The organism is Pseudomonas sp. BF-RE-25 (assembly GCF_019956105.1).
Taxonomy (GTDB): Bacteria; Pseudomonadota; Gammaproteobacteria; order Pseudomonadales; family Pseudomonadaceae; genus Aquipseudomonas; species Aquipseudomonas migulae.
On record NZ_JAHBDB010000015.1, the window covers coordinates 1 to 17,925 of the forward strand.

The 17,925-nt window shown below is 59.8% G+C and carries 13 protein-coding genes and 1 pseudogene; 11 read left to right on the top strand and 3 right to left on the bottom strand.

Annotated elements, in window-relative coordinates:
* Nucleotides 1-121: 121 nt before the first annotated feature.
* Nucleotides 122-493, bottom strand: a pseudogene (locus tag KGB24_RS08590) (DUF6124 family protein).
* Between the two features lie 431 nt (nt 494-924).
* Complete coding sequence (locus tag KGB24_RS08595; protein WP_223415158.1) at nt 925-1,551, bottom strand: LysE family translocator; 627 nt, start codon at nt 1,549-1,551, stop codon at nt 925-927.
* A gap of 222 nt (nt 1,552-1,773) precedes the next feature.
* On the opposite strand from KGB24_RS08595, the gene KGB24_RS08600 reads away from it, so the two are divergent.
* The 5 genes from KGB24_RS08600 to KGB24_RS08620 all read left to right on the top strand — a co-directional run bounded on the left by KGB24_RS08600 (nt 1,774) and on the right by KGB24_RS08620 (nt 10,241).
* A complete protein-coding gene (locus KGB24_RS08600; protein ID WP_223415159.1) occupies nt 1,774-3,219 on the top strand; it encodes a sensor histidine kinase in 1,446 nt (481 codons plus the stop codon).
* 183 nt (nt 3,220-3,402) lie between these two features.
* A complete protein-coding gene (locus KGB24_RS08605) occupies nt 3,403-6,210 on the top strand; it encodes a multicopper oxidase domain-containing protein (protein WP_008034158.1) in 2,808 nt (935 codons plus the stop codon).
* 17 nt (nt 6,211-6,227) lie between these two features.
* Nucleotides 6,228-7,244, top strand: coding sequence for an SCO family protein (locus KGB24_RS08610; RefSeq protein ID WP_223415160.1), 1,017 nt, complete (start codon nt 6,228-6,230; stop codon nt 7,242-7,244).
* 104 nt (nt 7,245-7,348) lie between these two features.
* Nucleotides 7,349-8,845: a sensor histidine kinase gene (locus tag KGB24_RS08615; RefSeq protein WP_008034155.1), complete on the top strand. Its 1,497-nt coding sequence runs from the start codon at nt 7,349-7,351 to the stop codon at nt 8,843-8,845.
* Nucleotides 8,814-10,241, top strand: a complete 1,428-nt coding sequence (locus KGB24_RS08620; protein ID WP_207286177.1) for a sigma-54-dependent transcriptional regulator — start codon at nt 8,814-8,816, stop codon at nt 10,239-10,241. Before KGB24_RS08615 ends, KGB24_RS08620 begins: the two co-directional genes overlap by 32 nt.
* Here the strand turns inward: KGB24_RS08620 and KGB24_RS08625 are convergent.
* Nucleotides 10,232-10,627 (bottom strand): hypothetical protein, encoded by a 396-nt coding sequence (locus KGB24_RS08625; protein ID WP_223415161.1) that lies wholly within the window; start codon nt 10,625-10,627, stop codon nt 10,232-10,234. The two genes, KGB24_RS08620 and KGB24_RS08625, sit on opposite strands and share 10 nt — an antisense overlap.
* Nucleotides 10,628-10,796: 169 nt before the next feature.
* On the opposite strand from KGB24_RS08625, the gene KGB24_RS08630 reads away from it, so the two are divergent.
* The 6 genes from KGB24_RS08630 (at nt 10,797) to KGB24_RS08655 (ending at nt 17,912) form a co-directional block, all read left to right on the top strand.
* The gene (locus KGB24_RS08630; protein WP_223415162.1) at nt 10,797-11,603 is read left to right on the top strand and encodes a class I SAM-dependent methyltransferase; all 807 of its coding nucleotides are present in this window, start codon (nt 10,797-10,799) and stop codon (nt 11,601-11,603) included.
* A 197-nt stretch (nt 11,604-11,800) separates the two neighbouring features.
* A complete protein-coding gene (locus tag KGB24_RS08635; protein WP_223415163.1) occupies nt 11,801-12,469 on the top strand; it encodes an ABC transporter ATP-binding protein in 669 nt (222 codons plus the stop codon).
* Between the two features lies 1 nt (nt 12,470).
* Nucleotides 12,471-14,942 carry an ABC transporter permease gene (locus KGB24_RS08640; protein ID WP_223415187.1) on the top strand — a complete coding sequence of 824 codons (2,472 nt, stop codon included), beginning with the start codon at nt 12,471-12,473 and terminating at the stop codon, nt 14,940-14,942.
* The gene (locus tag KGB24_RS08645) at nt 14,932-15,999 is read left to right on the top strand and encodes a lipocalin-like domain-containing protein (RefSeq protein WP_223415164.1); all 1,068 of its coding nucleotides are present in this window, start codon (nt 14,932-14,934) and stop codon (nt 15,997-15,999) included. The genes KGB24_RS08640 and KGB24_RS08645 overlap by 11 nt, the downstream gene beginning before the upstream one ends.
* 158 nt (nt 16,000-16,157) lie before the next feature.
* Complete coding sequence (locus KGB24_RS08650; protein ID WP_223415165.1) at nt 16,158-16,736, top strand: hypothetical protein; 579 nt, start codon at nt 16,158-16,160, stop codon at nt 16,734-16,736.
* A gap of 354 nt (nt 16,737-17,090) precedes the next feature.
* The gene (locus tag KGB24_RS08655) at nt 17,091-17,912 is read left to right on the top strand and encodes a VanW family protein (protein WP_223415166.1); all 822 of its coding nucleotides are present in this window, start codon (nt 17,091-17,093) and stop codon (nt 17,910-17,912) included.
* Nucleotides 17,913-17,925: the final 13 nt, after the last annotated feature.

Sequence of the window (17,925 nt, forward strand, 5' to 3'; positions counted from 1 at the left end):
ACCTGTAGGAGCAAGCTTGCTCGCGATGGGCGCTAACGAAGACGCGTGTTATCTGGATAAGCGCGGCGATCGTGAATCCATCGCGAGCAAGCTTGCTCCTACAGACAGCTGGACGCAGTCGCTACTCGGTGGGGGCTAATTGATCCAGCGCCCGATTCACCGCCAACTCGCCCAGCATGATGACTTGCGCAATCCCCAGCAGGGAGTTGCGGCATGTTCCGTCCAGTTGATCCGCCAGGTCCGTCGCCATGACATTGGCCGATGCCAGGGATTCACACGCATGGGCCAACAGGGTTTCGGTATCGAGCTCCGGGTTGACGATGAACAGGGTGGTGGGTGTTCGCGGAGTGGATTTGATGTGAGCGTTTTAGGCGGCAGGGTTGAAGTAGAAATCGAGGGCGCGATTGACAGCTTCGCGATGTGCTTCTGAATCGGGATTGTCTTGCGGCGATGCCGGATCGGTGTCCGGTGGATTGGGCGTTACTTTGAACATTACAGGTACTCCTAATTAAAAAAGGAGCCTTCACCCTCGCTACCAAACGATGGGTGGCGGCCATACGCGGGTTGGTAGACCGGTAATTAGGAACCCGGCGCCCCCGAGGGAGCCCTGCGCATGGCCACCATAAAACAGAGACTAAAAAGGTCTGCTAACAGTGACGCAATGCGCCTAATTGAACCGGGCTACCAAACCCCATCGCTGTATTTTTCAGCGACCGGAAAACGATAAAGCCCAAGATCAAGGCGCACAAGCCGGCGGATTCTGGCGCAAGCGTAGGCAATGGCGCAAGGCGTTGTAGCCTGCGCGAAGTAACACAAAGTGTTTTTAAACAAGCGTCGTTAAACATAAGCAGGCATTGCTAAACATCGCGGAAAACATCGGATATCTCTTCAGGGTTGGCGGCCCCGCGCGCGCCTACACGGACCCTATTTTTGACTGAGCGCCGCTATCGATACGCCCGAAGCAACGAAGGTGAGTCCTGCCCCTACGTTCAGGCCATTTATCAGCCGTGGCCTCTGACGCAAAAAACCGGACAGCGCCGTGGCAAATACGCCCATAAGTGCGAATCCCACTGCCGTAAGTGCGGCGAACCAGATGCCGTACACCAGCATCTGCACACTCACCGAGCCGCGTTGTGGATCGACGAACTGCGGGATGAACGCAAGGACGAAAAAACCAGGCTTCGGATTCAGAGCTGCCGAGAGGAATCCCGTGAGGAAAATGCTCGGCAGTGATTGCCGGGCCGCTGGCTGAAAGCTGATCAGGCTGCGAGAACGCAGGACTTTTATGCCAAGCCACAGTAAATAACCGGCACCGATAAGCTTGACGACCCAGAAGGCAACGGCGGACGTCTGCATAAGCAACGTCAGCCCCAGCGAAGCGGTTGCCACATGAAAGAGAATTCCCGCCCCGGAGGCCATGCCCGAGACGATAGCGGCAATCCTGCCCTGACTGAGTCCACGGCCTACGGCCAGCAGATTGTCCGGGCCTGGTGCGATTACCAACAGCAAGCACGCGGCCGTGTAGGCAAACCAGACGTTGATCGGAAACATGGCATTCTCCTTAAGCCTCACCGAGGCATCCATCCTCACGTAGCGCCAGACTGTGCTCGTGCCAGGGCGCAAAGTCAAAGCCACGGCATTTGTGGTTGCCGAACGGTTACGCGTGTATCGAGTGATGGATCCAACAGGGGGTCGTCACGTCAACACCCAATACCGGGCAAATGCCTGACCGTGGGCTATAACCAATGGGGGGAATCGCCGGGAAGTACGCCCATGAACATGCCCACACAAACGCTCCAGTCCGAAGAGGGCGATGTGCGCTTGAGCTCGCGAAAGCAACCGTTCAATCTGCTGCGCTGGTTTTCCCTCATCAGCATGGCGGTGATTGGTACGGTGGCGGTGGCGCTGGGGGCTGTGTCCACGCGATTTGTGATTACCGAGAGCGTGCAACGCGATGCATTGCTGACCTCACAGTTCATTCAGACGATTGCCTTGACCGAGGTGCGCCACGTCTCGATTCCCAATGTGCGCAGCATGGGCGAGCTGCTGGACCCGCGCAAAGACAAGGATTTCCCCGACGTAGACCCGATGGCCCGCGCCAACGCCCGGGGCGAATTTCTCGACCACATCGAGCACTTGCCTGACGTGATCCTTGCCAACATCTACGCCCCCGACCGCATGGTGATCTGGTCGACCAACCCGGCATTGATGGGCACCACGATCCATGCCGACGAAGACCTTGAGCGCGCATTCGTCTCCAGGACGGCTGTGTCGGCCAGTTATCACGACGTCGACAAGTCACGCATGGAGCAAAAGTTCGTCACGCCGCCGGAATTCATCTTCATCGAAAACTACGTTCCGCTGTTCGATGCCGACGGCGAGCACGTCACGGCGATGGTCGAGATCTACAAGGAACCCGAGGACCTGATCAGCCGCATGGAGCGCGGTCTGGTGCTGATATGGCTGGCCACCGCACTGGGCGGCGGGCTGATTTATCTGGGGCTGTACTGGATCGTGCGGCGTGCGGCGATCCTGTTGGCGGCGCAACAAAAACAATTGATCACCAACGAAACCTTTGTCGCCCTGGGTGAGATGTCATCGGCGGTGGCCCACAGTTTGCGTAACCCGTTGGCGACCATTCGCTCCAGTGCCGAACTGGCGCTGGAGTTCGACAATGGCCCGGCGCACCAAAACATCAACGACATCATCGGTCAGGTCGATCGCATGTCGACGTGGGTCAGGGAATTGCTGCAATCCTTGCGCCCGCTCACCGATGAACCGGAACCGGTGAACCTGGTGGCGGCGGTGCACGACAGCCTCATGGCCTTCGAGCAGCAGATCGCCAAGGCCTGCGTTCATGTGGTGTTCGAGCCGAAGGACACGCCCATGGTCCTGAGCCAGCAGATGCAGTTGACGCAGATACTCAACCGTCTGCTGGCCAACGCGCTGGAGGCCATGGACCAGGGCGGCACGCTCACCGTCATTCTGGAGCCGGATGCCCGAGACGTCAGCGTGGTGGTGAGCGATACCGGCAGAGGCATGAACGAGGAACAGCGCAGCATGGCTTTCCGGCCGTTTTTCACCACCAAGCAAGGCGGGCTCGGCGTCGGGCTCGTACTGGTCAAGCGGATTATGGAGCGCTGCGGCGGTACGGTGAGCCTGGACAGTCGCGAGGGCGAGGGCACAAGTGTTCGCCTATCGTTCCAACGCAGTCCCTGAAATGGGGACGAACTTTCCCCGGTTGCGGGTGTCATTCCCCAGTCGTTTTTTGGGGCGTGGCACATTGATGTTGATAAGCCATTGTTTCCACGAACATTAGTGCGTTTGTACAGGCTGTTGTAAGTCTGGCGAGCTCCTTGCAAAACCCCCATTACCCCCTTCACGACTTCGAGGCGGCTGGTGATGGACAGAAAAGCGCTGCACCCCTGCAAATGGTTTGGTCTCCTGACGCCCCTGAGCGTCTTTGTGGCCATGACGCTCAGTACAACGAGCCTGCGCGCCAGCCCGATCGACGACGAGGGGCAGCCGGGACCGTCCGATCCTTCGGCGTATCACGACGAGCCGGCTGACAAAGCAGGTGCCTTGAACGCCATTTTGACCATGCCCCCCGCCAACCTGGATGCCTTCGACTTGCCGGCTGGCGTCAAAGGTACCCGAGAGACCCCGCTCAAGGAAAACGTCCTTCCGCCGGCGATACAGACCAGCTTCAATTACCCTACCAACGGCAAACCCAGCCCGTTGTACGGTGCTCTGCCGTTCACTCAGCAACTGGTGCTGTTCGAAGAGTTCGGTCCGGAAAAACTCGACCCCACCACCCCGGCGGCGCAGTTGCCGTTTCCACCGGCCGCCATCGGCCCGCTGCCGCAACAGGATCCCACCAGCGTCGCTCGCAGCGCTCCGCCGAGTGCGGCGCTCGACGCTTTTATGCGGCAACCCGGACTGACCCCGTTCCCCAGCCATTATTCCAACGTGGTCGACCGCAACCCTTGGCAGAAGCAGATCGAATTTTTCCTCAACCGGCGTATCGGTTCGTCGGCTGAAGGCCGTCCACCAGGAAAAGGCTGGTCGCACCAGCGCTGGAACGAGTTTTACCCGCAGATCGCCTACAAGACTGTGCAATCCGGCGCACGGGTGAATACCGGGTTGCGTGACAGTCGTCAGATGCACCGCTATGCCATGGGCGAGTTTGGCCCCGGTGGCCTCTATTACAATGTGGCTGGCCTGCCGACGACCGTAGGCACCGCCAAAGGCGTCGATGCGCGTTTTCACCCGAAAATGCCGGTGCAGAACCACAAATCGGTCTGGACCTTCGACGGCACCTTGCCGCCAAAATTGCTCATGGTGCGTTACGGACAACCCGTGCTGATGCGCCATTACAACGCCTTGCCGATCGACCCGTCGGCGAACATGGGTTTTGGTCTGCACACCCTCAGCACCCACGAACACAACGGTCACCAACCGGCGGAAAGCGACGGTTATGCCAACGCATTTTTCTTCCCCGGGCAATTCTACGACTACCGCTGGCCGATCCAGTTGGCCGGCTACGACAGCATCAACACCAAGGCTGAGGACCCACGTGCAGCTTTTCCGTGCTCGCCGGGCGAAACCCTGTGGACCAACGACCTCATCCCCAGCCGCAAGACCTGCGACAACGGCACGATCAAGATCCGCGGCGACTGGCGCGAAACCATGAGCACCCACTGGTTTCACGACCACATGCTCGATTTCACCGCGCAGAACGTCTACAAGGGCAACGCGGCGATGATGAACTACTACAGCGCCCTGGACCGTGGCAATGAAGCGGTGAATGACGGCGTCAACCTGCGTTTACCCAGTGGCAACGCCTTGCCTTGGGGCAACCGCGACTACGACGTCAACCTGCTGTTTGCCGATAAAGCGTGGGACAAGAACGGTCAACTGTGGTTTAACCCGTTCAATACCGACGGCTTCCTCGGTGATCAGGTGCTGGTCAACTGGCAGTGGAAACCGGTCCTGGATGTGCGCGCCCGCAGCTATCGGTTCCGCATGCTCAATGGCTCGGTATCGCGCTACTTCAAACTGGCGCTGGTGCGCGAGATCAAGGGCACCGGTGGCGAGTTCCCAGGGCCTGTCGGGTCAGGCTTGTCGTACGCCCGCGTGCCGTTCCACATGATTGCCAACGACGGCAATATCATGGAACACGCCGTGCCGTTCGACGGCACCATGGACCTGGATGCCGACGGCGATACTCAAAATCACAACGCGATCCTGCCAACCATGGGCATCGCCGAACGTTTCGACATCATCGTCAACTTCTCGAAAAACGGGGTCAAGGCGGGCGACAAGCTGTTCTTCGTCAACCTACTGGTGCACGAAGACGGCAAGGGCCCGGAAGAACCCGTCGCCCTGGCTGACGTGCTGTCCGAGAAGTACAAGGCCGTCATCAGGCAATCCAGCAAGGGGCCGAAGTGGGAGGATGGTGATCCGGCGATAGGCAAAGTGTTGCAATTCAACGTCAAGGCCTATACCGGTCAGGACCTGGCCATGGACCCGGCGGCCTATGAGCCGGCCAAACCGGGCAAGGCTGAAGGCCTGGTGATGATCCCGCTGAAAATTCACCGCGATAATGTGGCCGACAAGGCGCTGCTGGCCAAGGCCCGTCATCGCACCTTCACCTTCGGTCGTTCCGACGGCACCGATTCGGCGCCGTGGACAATCAAGACCGACGGCGGTTTCGGTTTCAGAATGGACCCTCGTCGGCTGAACGTCTCGACCAAACTGGCCTCCGGTCCGACCGATGCCGGCGCCACGGGCTTCGGTACGCTGGAAGTGTGGAACATCAAGCTCGGCGGCGAGGGCTGGAGCCACCCGGTTCACGTGCACTTCGAGGAGGGGATCATCCTCAGTCGCGGCGGCAAGCTACCACCGGAATGGGAAAAATGGGCACGTAAGGACGTGTACCGCATCGGTCCGGAAAAGGACGGCCTGGACAGCGTCGAGATTGCGATCCACTTCCGCGAATTTGCCGGGACGTACATGGAGCACTGCCACAACACTCAACATGAGGACAACTCCATGTTGCTGCGTTGGGACGTTGAGAAACCGGGGCAACTGCAATTGATGCCGGTTCCGCTGCCGAGTTGGGATGGCGTGCGCTACGTGAACTCTGCTGCACTGCCAACCTTCCGCACCGGCGATGGCTACGGCCCACAAGTGGTGATCAAGCCATGATCCGCAGGGGAGCCGACATGACACTGCACACGCCGCGCTCCCGCGCACTGGGTATGCACCTGATTCTGGTACTGGTGACGTTTCTGCTGGCCAGCCAGGTGCTGCTCGCTCATGAAGGCGCACTGTCGCCGTCGCCGACGGATTCGGCGACACCCTGGGGGCGCGATTACTTTCCCAACACCTTGCTGACCGACCAGGACGGTCGGCAGGTGCGTTTTTTCGATGACATGATCAAAGGCAAAGTGGTGGTGATCAACTTCATCTTCACCACGTGCAGCGATTCCTGCCCGCTGGAAACCGCGCGCCTGCGTCAGGTGCAGCAGTTATTGGGGCCCCGGGTCGGCCAGGACATTTTTTTCTACTCGATCAGCATCGATCCTTTGAGCGATACACCCGAGGTGCTCAAGGCCTACGCGCAGCGCTTCAAAGTCGGACCGGGCTGGCAGTTCCTCACCGGGGAGTTCGAGGCCGTCACCGACCTGCGCAAAAAGCTCGGGCTGTTCATCGAGGGCGTCGACAACGGTCGCAGCAAGGACCACAACCTGAGCCTGATCGTCGGCAACCAGGCCACCGGTCGCTGGATGAAAGCCTCACCGTTCGAGAACCCATGGATCCTCGCCGATCAGTTGGCCAATACCTTGCAGAACTGGAAGCAACCCAGTGTTGAAGAAAATTATGCCGATGCGCCCGAGATCCGCCCGCCGAGCAACGGCGAAGAGTTGTTTCGCACCCGTTGCGCCTCGTGCCACAGCCTCGGGCCGCAAGACGGGCAGGGCATCGGCATGCGCGCCATCGGCCCGGACCTGATCGGCGTAACCCGTGTGCGCGATCCCGCCTGGCTCAATCGCTGGATCCGAGAACCGGATCGCATGCTGGCCGAAAAAGACCCGATTGCGCTGGAACTGTTTCAACGCTTCGACAAAATCCCGATGCCAAACCTGCGCCTGGATGAGAAAGCGGCGCAGTCCATCATTGATTTTTTGCAGGAGGAAACCGATCGTCAGCAATCGTTGCAAGCGGCGCAGGTGCCATAGCGGCGAATTACTATCATTGAACCGCCGACTCGATCAATGACACCTACACTGATGCGAAACGCCACTGAATAGGCTTCAAGCCAGTACCGAATTCAGGACCCACCATGCAGATACTCGAACAACAAAAAGTACCTGCTCCGTCGAACCTTCCGGCGGGGGAATGCACGAGCTGGCGTGGCGAGTTCAATCTGCTGCGCTGGTTTTCCTTTGCCAGTTTTTTGATCATTGCCGCCGTGGCGGCGGGGCTGGGGTACATCTCCACCCGTTTCGTGGTGGAGGAGAGCATCGAGCGCGATTCCATGCTGACCGCGCAATTTATCCAGGCCATCGGTGCTGCCGAAATTCGCCACGCATCGATTTCCCCGGAAAGAACCATGGGCGAAATGCTCGATTCTCGCCTGGATAACGCCCATCCCGACGTGAACCCGGGCGCACGTGCTGCGGCGCGCATCGAGTTTCTCGATCATGTGGCGAACCTGCCGGACCTGCTGTTGGCCACGGTGTATGCCCAGGATCGCACCGTGGTCTGGTCGACCAACCCGGAGCTGATCGGCGTACGTATCGAAGACGACGATGAACTGGACGAATCTTTCGAAATGAAGGAGCCCGTTTCCACCAGCTACCACGAAGTCGATGAAGAACGTCCCGAACAAAAACTGTTGCACGAGCCCCAGTACCTGTTCGTTGAAAACTACATCCCGATGTTCAACGCCGACAAAAGCAAAGTCATCGCCATGGTCGAGGTCTACAAGGAGCCTACTGATCTGGTTGAACGTATCCAGCGCGGTTTCAAGGCCATCTGGCTGGCCACCGTGCTCGGTGGTGCCGCCATCTACTTGGGGCTGTTCTGGATTGTGCGGCGTGCGGCGAAGCTGATCGAGAGTCAGCAGAAACAGCTGATCGCCAACGAAACCTTCGTCGCGCTGGGGGAAATGTCTTCGGCCGTGGCCCACAGTCTGCGCAACCCGCTGGCGAACATTCGCTCCAGCGCCGAACTGGCCCAGGAAATCGCCAGTCAGAGCGCGCAGAAGAACATTGGCGACATCATCAACCAGGTCGATCGCATGTCGCGCTGGGTTCGCGAGTTGCTGGTGTCGTTGCGGCCGGTGAATGACGACTACGAAACCGTAGACCTGGTGCTGGCCATCGACGACACCCTGAGTGCCTTTGACGCGCTGATCAAGCGCTCCGGTGTCGAAGTCCGGTTCACGCCGCAGGTTTGCCCACCGGTCGTCAGCCAACAGGTGCTGCTCACGCAAATTCTCAATAGCCTGTTCGCCAATGCCCTGGAAGCCATGCCCAAGGGCGGCGTGCTGAGCATCGATATCGAGTCGCCGCAGTCCGGACTCTTGCGCATGACCCTGAGCGATACCGGCAAGGGCATGACCAAACAGCAGCAACAAATGGTTTTCAAACCGTTTTTCACCACCAAACAAGGCGGGTTGGGTGTGGGCCTGGCCCTGGTCAAAAGAATAATGGAGCGTTTTGAAGGTTCGGTCGAACTGACCAGCCAAGAGCAGGAAGGAACCCGCGTTTGTCTGAACTTCAAAGTGGCAACGGGAGGGGAATATGGGGTACAGCATTCTGCTGGTCGAGGATGACGAAATCCTCGCCGGGAATCTTCAGACCTACCTGGAACGCAAAGACTTCGAGGTGACGGTCTGCCACTCGGCTGAAGATGCGCTGAAGCAAATGAACACGTTTGCCCCGGACGTCGTACTGACCGACAACTCGTTGCCGGGCATGAGCGGTCACGATCTGATCCAGAAGCTGCGTATCAGCGCGCCGGACCTGAAAGTGATCATGATGACCGGCTACGGCAATGTCGAAGACGCCGTGGTGGCGATGAAAGAAGGTGCGTTCCATTACGTCACCAAACCGGTGGCGCTGCCGGAACTCAAGCTGTTGCTGGACAAGGCCCTGGCCACCGAGCGGATGGAGCGCACGCTGTCGTTCTATCAGGAACGCGAAGCGCAGAAGTCGGGGGTGCAGGCGTTGATCGGCGAATCGGGGCCCATGGTCTTTCTGAAAAACACCATCGGCCAGTTGCTCGATGCCGAGCGCCGGATGGCCAACGCCGATTTGCCGCCGGTGCTGGTGGAAGGCGAGACGGGTACCGGCAAGGAACTGGTGGCCCGCGCGCTGCATTTCGACGGCCCGCGCAGCAAGGGCCCGTTCATTGAATTCAACTGCGCGTCGATTCCCTCCAACCTCGTGGAGTCGGAGCTGTTCGGCCACGAGAAGGGGGCATTCACCGACGCCAAGGACCGTCGCGTCGGCCTTGTGGAAGCGGCGGATGGCGGCACCTTGTTTCTCGATGAAGTCGGGGAAATGGACCTGCTGCTGCAAGCCAAACTGCTGAAGCTGCTGGAAGACCGGACCATTCGCCGGGTCGGTTCGGTGAAGGAGCGCAAGGTCGATTTGCGGGTGATCAGCGCAACCAATTGCAACCTTGAACAAATGGTCCAGCAGGGCAAGTTCCGCCGCGACCTGTTCTTCCGTTTGCGCATCATTTCGATCAAGGTGCCGCGCCTTTATACCCGTGGCGAAGACGTCCTGTTGCTGGCCCGGCACTTCCTCGCCATCCACGGCAAACGCTATGGCAAACCGAACCTGCATTTCAGCGAACAGGCCGAAGAATTGCTCATGAGCTACAGCTGGCCGGGCAACGTGCGCGAGTTGCGCAACATGCTCGAACAAACCGTGCTGCTGGCCCAGTACGACACCATCGCCGCGCACCAGTTGAACGTCTGCCTGAGCCTGGTGGACGAGCCGGTGGCGATGCCCGAGGCGCCCCATAACGAAGTGCGCCCGGCGTACAACGGCAACGAGTCGATGAACCTGCCGGAGGTCGAGCGCGACATGGTGCGCAAGATGCTCGACAAGACCGACTGGAACGTCACCAAGTCCGCACGGTTGCTGGGTTTGAGCCGCGACATGCTGCGTTACCGTATCGAAAAACTCGGCCTCGCCCGCCCGGACAAACGTCAGTGGTAGACGGGCGTCGCCTGGCCCTGTCGACTGAGGCAGGCCAGCAGGCACGTCGGGTCGACGACTTCTTCGTTCACGTAGACGCCGAGTTCCGGGTCATAGGAGCGGATGAACACCCGGACGGTGGCATCCGCGACGGTCGGCAACCGTGAGTCGGAGAACACGTGCTCGCTGGAGATCGGGATGAAATCCTGCGGCGCCGTGGGAATGTACGAGCGCGGTGGCACCGTGCTCAGCGTCGGCGGAACGGGGTGGGCGAACGGCTGGTTTTCGCCGTAATAGTTGAACTCGCTGCTGTACCCGGACGGCGGCGTCAGGTTGTCATCCGCGTGAACCCCCGTGGTGGCGGTCAGGCAGAAGATGAGCAACAGCGTCAAATCGGTGTGTTTCATGGCTGCACCTGCGAAATCGGTTGTCCCGCAATTCCCCAAGGCCATTAACTATAGCTGCCGTACGGGGGCGTTGCCGGCTTACAACATTCCAACAAACGCTACATGGGTTTTTCAAAAACGCTGATCTAGACTCGGGCCGGTCTGATAAACCCGAGTTCTGGAGCGTGCAATGGAAATGCTGACCAAAGAAAAAGCCATCGCCAGCAACCGCGATGCGTGGAATGACTCTGCCCGACACCACAAAGACAATCCCGAATGGCCGTCACTGTTGAAGGCTGTGGCACTGGGCGATTTCTGCTGCATCGACGACACATTGCGAGGCGTGCTGGAGCCGGTCGGTGTCGACGGCAAGGACGTGGTGCAACTGGGCTGCAACAACGGCCGCGAAAGTCTTTCACTGTTTGCGCTCGGTGCCCGCAGCGTCGTCGGCGTTGACCAGTCCGCGGCGTTTCTCGATCAGGCGCGGGAACTGGCTTCCCGCTCGCCGCACGCGCCTGAATTCGTCGAGGCCGACATTCATCACCTGCCGAGTGAACTGCACCACCGGTTCGATGTGGCCCTGATCACCATCGGCGTATTGGGCTGGATGCCGGACATTGGCGAATTCTTCCACCACGTCGCCCGCACCCTCAAGCCCGGCGGGGCGTTGGTGGTGTACGAAACCCACCCGTTCCTGGAATTGTTCGACCCCGAATCAGACGATCCCTTTCGCCCGGTCACTTCGTACTTCCGCCGCGAACCTTTCGTGCAGGACCAGCCGATCGTCTACGAAGGCAAGGTCGAACAGCAGGCCGCGACGTCCTACTGGTTCGTCCACACCCTCAGCGAGATGTTTACCGGCGCCATCGAAGCGGGGTTGCAGATCAGCCACTTCAAGGAGTATCCGCACTCCAACCGGGAGGAGATTTATGATCAGTATCAGCAACGAGAGGCGCAGTTGCCGTTGTGTTTTACGTGGGTGGGGGTGAAGTGCTGAGTTTTTGAGCCGAAAATGAGTTGCCCCTATCGCGAGCAGGCTCGCTCCCACCTTGATCTTTGGCACAACGAAGATCCAATGTGGGAGCGAGCCTGCTCGCGATGAGGCCCTAACGTGCAACGCAAACCTGAAATCTGCCCCAACTCCAGTTTCGCTGCAGCTATCCTTTTCCCCACGCCCCTCAAACAGGTTCACCCATGCTTTCGGTCCAAGGCGTTTTCAAAAGCTACGCCACTCCGCAAGGTCCGCTGTCGGTGCTGCAAGGTGTCGACCTGACGCTGAAATCCGGCAGCAGCCTGGCGCTGATGGGCGAGTCGGGCAGCGGCAAAAGCACCTTGCTGCACTTGATCGCCGGGCTGGACAAGGTCGATAGCGGCAGCATTCGCAGTGGTGAGCATCAGCTTGAACGGATGAGTGAAGGGCAACTGGCGAACTGGCGACGCACCGAAATCGGCCTGGTGTTCCAGCAGTTCAACCTGATCGGCAGTTTGCGCGTGGAGGACAATCTGGCGTTCCAGGCGCGGCTGGCGGGGCGGCATGATGCGCGCTGGCAGGCGCATCTGGTCAAGCGCCTGGGCCTGGGCGATGTGCTGCGGCGTTATCCCGAGCAGTTGTCCGGCGGCCAGCAACAGCGAGTCGCGCTGGGCCGGGCGCTGGCGTCGCAACCTAAACTGCTGCTGGCCGATGAACCCACCGGCAGCCTCGATGAAGCCACCAGCGATGAAGTGCTGAAGTTGTTGCTGGAACTGCTCGACGACAGTCCGACGACGTTGTTGATGGTCACCCACAGCCCGAGAGTGGCCGAGCGACTGGCAGAAAAAGTGGTGCTGCACCGTGGCCGTCTGGCTGGCGCGGACGAGCACTGAGGTGCGGGTCTTTCATGAGACGTTGCGGGCGCTGCTCAGCCATTGGCGGCAGCACCCGGTGCAGTTTTTCAGTGTGCTGACCGGGCTGTGGCTGGCCACCAGCCTGCTGACCGGCGTGCAGGCGCTCAACAGTCAGGCGCGGGATAGTTACGCGCGAGCCAGTCAGTTGATCGGCGGTGAGCCGCAGGCCAGCCTCAGCGCACCCGGTGGCGGGACTTTTTCTCAGGCATTGTTTATCGAACTGCGCCGCGCCGGTTGGCCGGTGTCGCCGGTGCTGCAAGGGCGGGTGACGCTCAAGGGCCATGAAGACCAGCGCTTGCAACTGATGGGCATCGAGCCGGTGTCGCTGCCGGCCGGTTCGGCGGTGGCCGGGCGGGCATTGGACATCGAGCAGATCGTCCGGTTTTTCAGCCCGCCGGGCAGCACCTGGATTTCGCCGCAGACGTTGCAAGCGTTGGGCATGGGCGAAGGCGAGCAGCCGCTGACGTTGAGCGGGGCGACATTGCCGCCGCTGCATGTACAAACTGACATGGCCCCCGGCGTGTTGCTGGTGGATATCGGCTTCGCCCAGCAGATTCTGGGGTTGCCGGAGCAACTGTCACGTCTGCTGCTGCCCAAGGATTTCACCGCCACCTTGCCGGATCAGTTCAAAAGCCAGCTCCAACTCAAAAGCAGCGGCGAAGAAAACAACCTCTCGCGCCTCACCGAAAGCTTTCACCTGAACCTCGATGCCTTGGGTTTTCTGTCTTTCGTGGTCGGCCTGTTCATCGTTCACGCGGCCATCGGGCTGGCGCTGGAACAACGCCGAGGGCTGCTGCGAACCTTGCGCGCCTGTGGTGTCAGCGCACGGATGTTGATCGCTTGCCTCGCCGTTGAACTGGGCGGCCTGGCACTGATCGGCGGCCTCGCCGGCGTTGCCAGTGGCTACCTGCTGGCCAGCGTGCTGCTGCCGGATGTCGCCGCCAGTTTGCGCGGTTTGTACGGTGCCGAAGTGGCGGGGCAGTTGAGCCTCAGCCCATGGTGGTGGCTCAGTGGCGTCGGCCTGAGCCTGCTCGGCGCGTTATTGGCCGGTGCCAACAGTTTGTTGCGGGCGGCGCGTCTGCCGTTGCTGGCCCTGGCCGATCCGCAAGCCTGGCATCAGGCTCACGCACGCTGGTTGCGGCGCCAGGCTTGGGTCGCGGCGATTGCCGGCGTGATCGCGTTACTGGCGCTGATCCGCGGCGACAGTCTCGCCAGTGGATTTGTGCTGATGGCGGCATTGTTGATCGGTGCCGCATTGGCGCTGCCGGTGGTGCTCAACAGCGTGCTGAACCTGACGCTGCATCGCAGCCGCTCGGTGCTCGGCCAATGGTTTCTCGCTGATTGCCGCCAGCAACTGCCAGCCCTGAGCCTGGCGCTGATGGCGCTGCTGTTGGCATTGGCGGCGAACATCGGCGCCGGCAGCATGACCGCCGGTTTCCGCCAGACCTTCAGCAACTGGCTCGAACAACGCCTGACTGCCGAGCTGTACGTGAACCCGCAAAATCCGGCCCAGGCCCGAGAACTGCAGAGCTGGCTCAAACAGCAACCCTCCCTCAGCGCGGTGCTGCCCAACTGGCAGGTGTCGATCCAGTTGCAAGGCTGGCCGGCGGACGTGTTCGGCGTGATCGATCACCCGACCTATCGCCAGCACTGGCCGCTGTTGGAGGCCTTGGGTGACAACCCGTGGGACCGACTGGCCAAGGACGACGCCTTGATGCTCAGCGAACAACTGGCGCGGCGATTGAAAGTGCATCTGGGCGACCACCTGACGATTCCCACACCGGCGGGCCCCTGGTCGCCGCGAATCGTCGGAATCTACGCCGACTACGGCAACCCCAAGGGCCACCTCCTGGTCAACGTCAACCACCTGCTGCGCGGCTGGCCGCAACTGACGCCGAACCGTTTCAACCTGCGCATCGACCCGCCGTTGATTGCGCCGTTCCTGCAAACCCTGCAAGCGCGCTTCGCCCTCGATGACAGTCGCATCGTCGATCAGGCCCGGCTCAAGGGCTGGTCCACGCAAGTGTTCGAGCGCACCTTCGCCGCCACTGCCGCGCTGAACAGCCTGACCCTCGCAGTCGCGGGCGTGGCGCTGTTCATCAGCCTGCTGACCCAGAGCCAGAGCCGCCTCGGACAACTCGCGCCCCTGTGGGCGCTGGGCGTGACGCGTCGGCAATTGATGCTGCTCAACCTCGGGCAAACCTGGCTGCTGGCGGTGCTGACACTGATGTTGGCGTTGCCGTTGGGCATCGCGCTGGCGTGGTGCCTGGACACGGTGATCAACGTTCAGGCGTTCGGCTGGCGCCTGCCGTTGCGGGTCTTTCCATTGCAGTTGTTGCAGTTGATGGGGCTGGCGTTGTTCGCGACCTTGTTGGCGTCGGCGTGGCCGCTGTACGCGCTGTATCGCTCGCAACCGGCGGACCTGCTGAGGACGTTTGCTCATGAGGATTAAGCTCGGTGCATTGTTGCTGGCACTTTTTTTGAGCGGCTGCGATGACACGGCGCCGGTTGAAAAAGGTTTTGCCGGGCTCGGAGGTGAAGCCGCCGCGTTCACACCGGTAGTGCCCGGCCGGGTGTTCAGTTTCCCGGCGGATCACGGTCCCCATGATGGTTTTCGGATCGAGTGGTGGTACGTCACGGCTAACCTCAAGGACGATCAGGGGCGCGAGTTCGGCGTGCAATGGACGCTGTTTCGCAGTGCGTTGAAAGCCGCGTCCGAGGTGGCGGGATGGGGCAATCAGGTGATCTGGTTGGGGCATGCTGCGGTGACGTCTGCCACGGTGCATCATGCTGCCGAGCGCTATTCCCGGGGCGGCGTTGGTCAGGCGGGGGTGAGTCTTGACCCGTTCAATGCGTGGATCGACGACTGGCGATTCAGCAGCCAGAGCGCCGATCCTCTGGCGGAGCTTCAACTCAGTGCCCGCGACAAGGCGTTCGGCTACCAGCTGCGGCTGACGTCCACGCGTCCACTGGTGCTTCAGGGCGACAAGGGTTTCAGTCAGAAATCCGAACAGGGCCAGGCGTCGTACTACTACAGCCAGCCGTTTTTCCAGGCCAGCGGCACGTTGGATATCGACGGCAAGGCCTATCAGGTCAGCGGTCCAGCCTGGCTTGACCGCGAGTGGAGCAGCCAGCCACTGACCGCCAATCAGACGGGCTGGGACTGGTTTTCCCTGCACCTGGACAGCGGCGAACAGGTCATGCTGTACCGCATGCGGCAGAAAAACGGCGAGCCGTATCTCACCGGCACCTGGATCGACGCACAGGGCCAGACTCAGTTATTGCACGCCGCCGACATCATCCTCACGCCACAAGACACCGCGACAGTCGCCGGTCGTTCGATGCCGGTGCGCTGGTCGATCAAAATCCCCGCCAAGCACCTCGACATCACCCTCGATGCCCTCAATCGCAATGCCTGGATGAGTTTGCGCATTCCGTACTGGGAAGGCCCCGTGCGCCTGAGCGGCAGTCACGCGGGGCAGGGCTATCTGGAAATGACCGGGTATTGAGTCGCAACTCTCGACAGCGCGTGCCTCGAAATACCGCGTCCACCCGTGCAAGAGACGGCGGACAATCGCTGAACAGCGTCTATGCTCAGTGGCACAGACGGCGCCGAACCTCGATTCAGAGCCGTCTGCTGCCATCCACCACAGGGAATGTCCCGCTTATGAAACTTCATGCTCTGACTAAAGCCATCACCCTCGCCACCGTGCTGTCCTCTGTCAGCTTTAGCGCCGTGGCGGCGGACATTCCGTTGTCTGCCGTCGTTGAAGCCGATCAAGTCACGACCAAAGTCCTGGCCGTAGACGCCGCTAACCACCAAGTCGTCCTTGAAGGTGCTGAAGGCCGTGAGGTGAATGTACAACTGAGCGACAAGGCCAAGAATCTGGGTAACCTGAAGGTCGGTGATAAGGTCACTGTCGAAGTGATCCGCTCGGTCGCCGCTTACCTCGACACTGATGTCGACAAAGGCCTGCCGGGCTCTACCGAACGCACCGGAGAAATCCGCGCCACCAAAGACGACCCCAACCCAGGGGGTGAAGCCTTCCGTCAGGTGCAGGTACAACTGCAAATCACCAAAATTGATTTGGCGAAAAATCAGGTGACCTTCAAGGGACCCCGCGGACACTCGAAAACCATCAACGTTGAAAAGCCTGAAGTTCAGAAAAAACTGAAAGACTTGAAAGTAGGGCAGAGCGTCGTCGTGACGTATACCGATGTATTGAAAGTGACCACTCAACACTAAAGTTGAGTCTTGGCTCTACAGCTTGATCATTCCTGTACAGTTTCTTGTATAGGAATGATCAAATTTAATGGTCTAACTGGTGGGTTTAAAAGTTGTCGGCGTGATATTGCAATCGACATTTTGTTAAACATTGTGTACACAAATTTCATGTTTATGCACACGGACATATCCGCCAACTTCTATTAAAATCCCTCCCGTTCGCCCAGTGTCAGGGCTCTTTACCAGTGCATGGATTGCCGAGGCCATTACACTGGGCGAACACCTTCTTCAAGTGCAATATGCACTGCATAAATCCGATAGGATGCCTAGCATTTCTTGTAAAGGATAAAAACGGCAGCCGCCGTTCTGACACGGATGAAACCTCTCTCCCTTTATCACCCGGCCCTCTACTGGCTGCGCGTGTGGCAAAAAAGACTGTTCCGCCAACTGGCGTGGCGCTTCTCCCGCAAACGTTACGCTCGCCCGAAAGACACCTTAGAGCGCTTGCCGTATCGATACCTCAAACACACCTCCAAACTGATCCGCAAGCTCGGCGACTCCGATGTACAGCTGCAACACAACAAAGTCGTGAACCTGAAATTGGCCGTGGCTTCAATTGACGGCGTGGTCATTGGCCCCGGTGAATACTTTTCCTTCTGCCGTCTGGTCGGCCGACCGACCCGAAAACGCGGTTATGTCGAGGGCATGGAACTGTCCTTTGGTGAAGCACGCAGCGGCGTCGGTGGCGGGATTTGCCAACTAAGCAACCTGATCCACTGGATGGCGATTCACTCCCCGCTGCTGGTGGTCGAACGATCGAATCACAGCTTCGACCCATTTCCTGACGAAGGGCGCGTGCTGCCATTCGGTTCCGGGGCGGCGATCTTTTACAACTACATCGACCTGGTGTTGCACAACCCGACGGATCGGCACTTTCAGTTGAAGTTGAAAGTGGCTGAGCAGCAGTTGGAAGGGGAGTTGTTGTGTGATCAGATCCGGGCGTTTCGGTATCACGTTTATCAACGGGAACACCGGTTTGTGCGTGAAGGCGGGCGGGTGTTTCGGGAGAATGAAATCTGGCGGGATGTGAGGAGCAAGGGGCAGGAGAGTCAGGTATTGGAGAGTGCGCGGCTTTATAAGAATCGGGTGGTGGTCAAGTATGAGGTTGAAGAGAGTTTATTGGCTGAGCGTGCATAAAAAACGGGCGATC